This window comes from Mesorhizobium sp. WSM4850 (assembly GCF_055811735.1).
This window is the reverse complement of record NZ_JBVVPV010000120.1, coordinates 1-2,635: the sequence shown is the minus strand read 5'-3', so window position 1 is coordinate 2,635 and position 2,635 is coordinate 1. Positions and strand designations below refer to the sequence as shown.

At 56.9% G+C, this 2,635-nt stretch carries 3 protein-coding genes; all 3 read left to right on the top strand.

Annotated elements, in window-relative coordinates; translation table 11 throughout:
- Positions 1-426: 426 nt before the first annotated feature.
- The 3 genes from AC0L2Z_RS35145 to AC0L2Z_RS35135 all read left to right on the top strand — a co-directional run bounded on the left by AC0L2Z_RS35145 (position 427) and on the right by AC0L2Z_RS35135 (position 2,429).
- Positions 427-936 carry a GNAT family N-acetyltransferase gene (locus AC0L2Z_RS35145; protein WP_473630612.1) on the top strand — a complete coding sequence of 170 codons (510 nt, stop codon included), beginning with the start codon at positions 427-429 and terminating at the stop codon, positions 934-936.
- A 134-nt stretch (positions 937-1,070) separates the two neighbouring features.
- Positions 1,071-1,508, top strand: a complete 438-nt coding sequence (locus AC0L2Z_RS35140) for a hypothetical protein (protein WP_473630611.1) — start codon at positions 1,071-1,073, stop codon at positions 1,506-1,508.
- A gap of 75 nt (positions 1,509-1,583) precedes the next feature.
- Entirely contained in the window at positions 1,584-2,429 is an 846-nt protein-coding gene (locus tag AC0L2Z_RS35135; RefSeq protein WP_473630610.1) for an extracellular solute-binding protein, read from the top strand.
- Positions 2,430-2,635: the final 206 nt, after the last annotated feature.

Here is a 2,635-nt window from a genome sequence, read left to right as displayed (position 1 = left end):
TCCAGGAAGAACAGGAAGCGGATTTTATGGGTCGTCAATCGTGTTCCGCACCGGCAGATGTCTGACAATGTCGGACACACGACATAGCAGTATAAGAGCTGTCATGCTGTTTTGTAATAACTATCTGCTTGGCACGACATATGCATAGCTATCCGCAACACGTCACAGACCAAGGAGAAGGTTATCGCAAATTAATTGGCAACGCCCATTCGGCACGTGCTCGTCGTGTTGTGAACTGCGTCGTCAACGCGCGCTTTGGGTAATACCCCGACCCCTGCCAGCTAACGCGTTAAAGATTCAAGGACGCTTACGACCGCATCATGCGCCATTTCGGAGTTACGCCAACCGCATTCGCAGCCACGCGTCCTTACCCACCTGCTTGTTTGGACTGCCGTTGCTGCTTCTCTACAATTGGATGAAATTTACATGAATCTCGAAACACAACGCTTATTCATGCGCCCAATACGTGCTTGGGACGCCGGTGCCCTTCATCGCCTTCAATGTGATCCGCTAGTAGTCAAATCAATGATGCAGGGAATTCCGCCAACGCGAGAAATGTCTGATGCGCGACTATCCCTCTATCTTCATGAATGGGAGACCTACGGGATTGGATTTTGGATGGTCTATAAACGAGAAGACAGTGGTGACTTGCGCTTCGTAGGGCGGTCTGGGGTGAGTCGCTTCGGCAGCGATATTCAATTCGGGTGCGCCCTGTTCGGAGCCCGATCCGGTCAAAGGATTGGACCGGAAAGCCTTAAGCCAGTGTTCCAATTCGCCTTCGCAACCCAACCTGTCGATCGGTTGGTCGCTCTCATACGCCCGACGAATACACGGTCTCTCAGAATGACAACTGCACTGGGCTTTTCCTGCCTCGAGCCGGTTGTCTTTAATGGAACGGAGTATGAGTTCTATGAGATGCGCCGTCCGCCTCAGTGATGCTAAGATGATGGGGGATGGTAACATCCTCGTCCGGCAGAAATATTTCGGCATGAGGGAAACCGATGGCGTTGGCCAGTTGGGGCTGAAGGTGCCGCTTTTTGCGGCGCCGCGTAACCAGTTGAGATGGGCAAATGCCCGTTGCCTCAAATCAAATATGCGAGATCTGCAAAGTACTCAGTCATCTCTCCATTTCGATGCGCAAAACGTCGCCGACTGCCATGTCGCTAGGCATGGCGTGGCGGAGAGAACGTTTCCTACCCCTCGAAATATCGGTCAACGCCTGCGGAGCGCTGCTGCCGGAGGGCGTATTATCTTTCCGCCAGGACGCGAAACCGATCTTCGGCCGGCGTATGGGCATTCCAGCGCCCAATCGGGCCTCGTGGACAGGAACATTCGTCTGGTACAGCGCGCAAGCCAGAGCCCATTTTTGTGTCGGCGACCAGCAAGCTTACGAGGAACGAAATGAAGACCAAACTCATGATTGGCCTTTGTGGCCTCGCGGCATTCCCGCTGGCATGGTCTGCGCTGTCGCCGACGCCGACGGGCCGGCAGATCGTCTTGGCGAGTAGCGGCGGCGCTTATGACAAGATTGTTCGTGAGTATTGGCTCGCCCCCTTCGAGAAGGTGACCGGTATCAGGTTATCGTGGTCCCGACCGGCGGCGCCGACGAACGGCGCGCCCACGTACAGGCCATGATCGCCTCCGGCAATGTCACTTGGGACGTCTTCATCGAAGGCGAAATAGACACCGAGGCACCGAGCCATGCCGAGCGTGCAGCGAACATCGATGACCTTTGTAAGCAGTTCAAGGGTCGCGCCGATCTGCTGCTCGGCGCCTGCAATGCCGCAGGGATCCTTTCCCTCCGCGGCGCGACATTGATTGTCTACAACAAGGAGCACTTCCCCAATGGCGGGCCGACCACCTGGAAGGAGTTGTGGGACACCAAGGCCTTTCCGGGTGCCCGCGGCATTCTCGCCAGCACGGAAGCTTACGTGCAGTTGACGGCGGCTCTTTTGGCCGATGGCGTGCCCAGAGACAAGCTCTACCCGTTGGACGTGGACCGTGCCTTCAAGAAGCTCGACGAGTTGCTCCCCGATGTCGGGCTGTGGTGGACGGCCGGCGACCAGTCGGTTCAAGGTTTCCGCAATGATCAATATGATGCTGGAATCATGTATATGACCCGGACCACGGCGCTAAAGAAGGAAGGGCAACCCATCGCTTCATCCTATAACGGCGCGATCTTGTTGGGCTACGCCGTTGTGAAAGGCGCGCCGCACAAGGCGGAAGCGCTTGAACTGCTGAAATTCTACCTGGATTCGCCCGAAGTCCAGGGGAAGATTTGTGAGGCGCTGTCCTGCGTGCCGCCGAGCAAGGACGCGCTCAAGTACATGAGCGCGGAGGCGCGCGCCAACATGCCGTCCCCGAGGAGATCAGTTCCGAAATGGTGCAACCGGACGCCGAGTGGATCAACGCCAATAAAGCAATGTTGATCCGCTGCTGGAACGCCTGGATCCAGAACTAGGCGACCTCCTACCGAGCGGACTCGCCGGACCGACTAGCGGCGTGGGGCAGGTCAGCCTGCCTTGAGTGGGCTTCGCGTACCTCACTGGGATTGATATAATGCCTCTGACACAAGACGTCGCCAGCACGGTCGCCAGACTGACTTATGACGAGTTGCCGGCACATGTCCGCGACC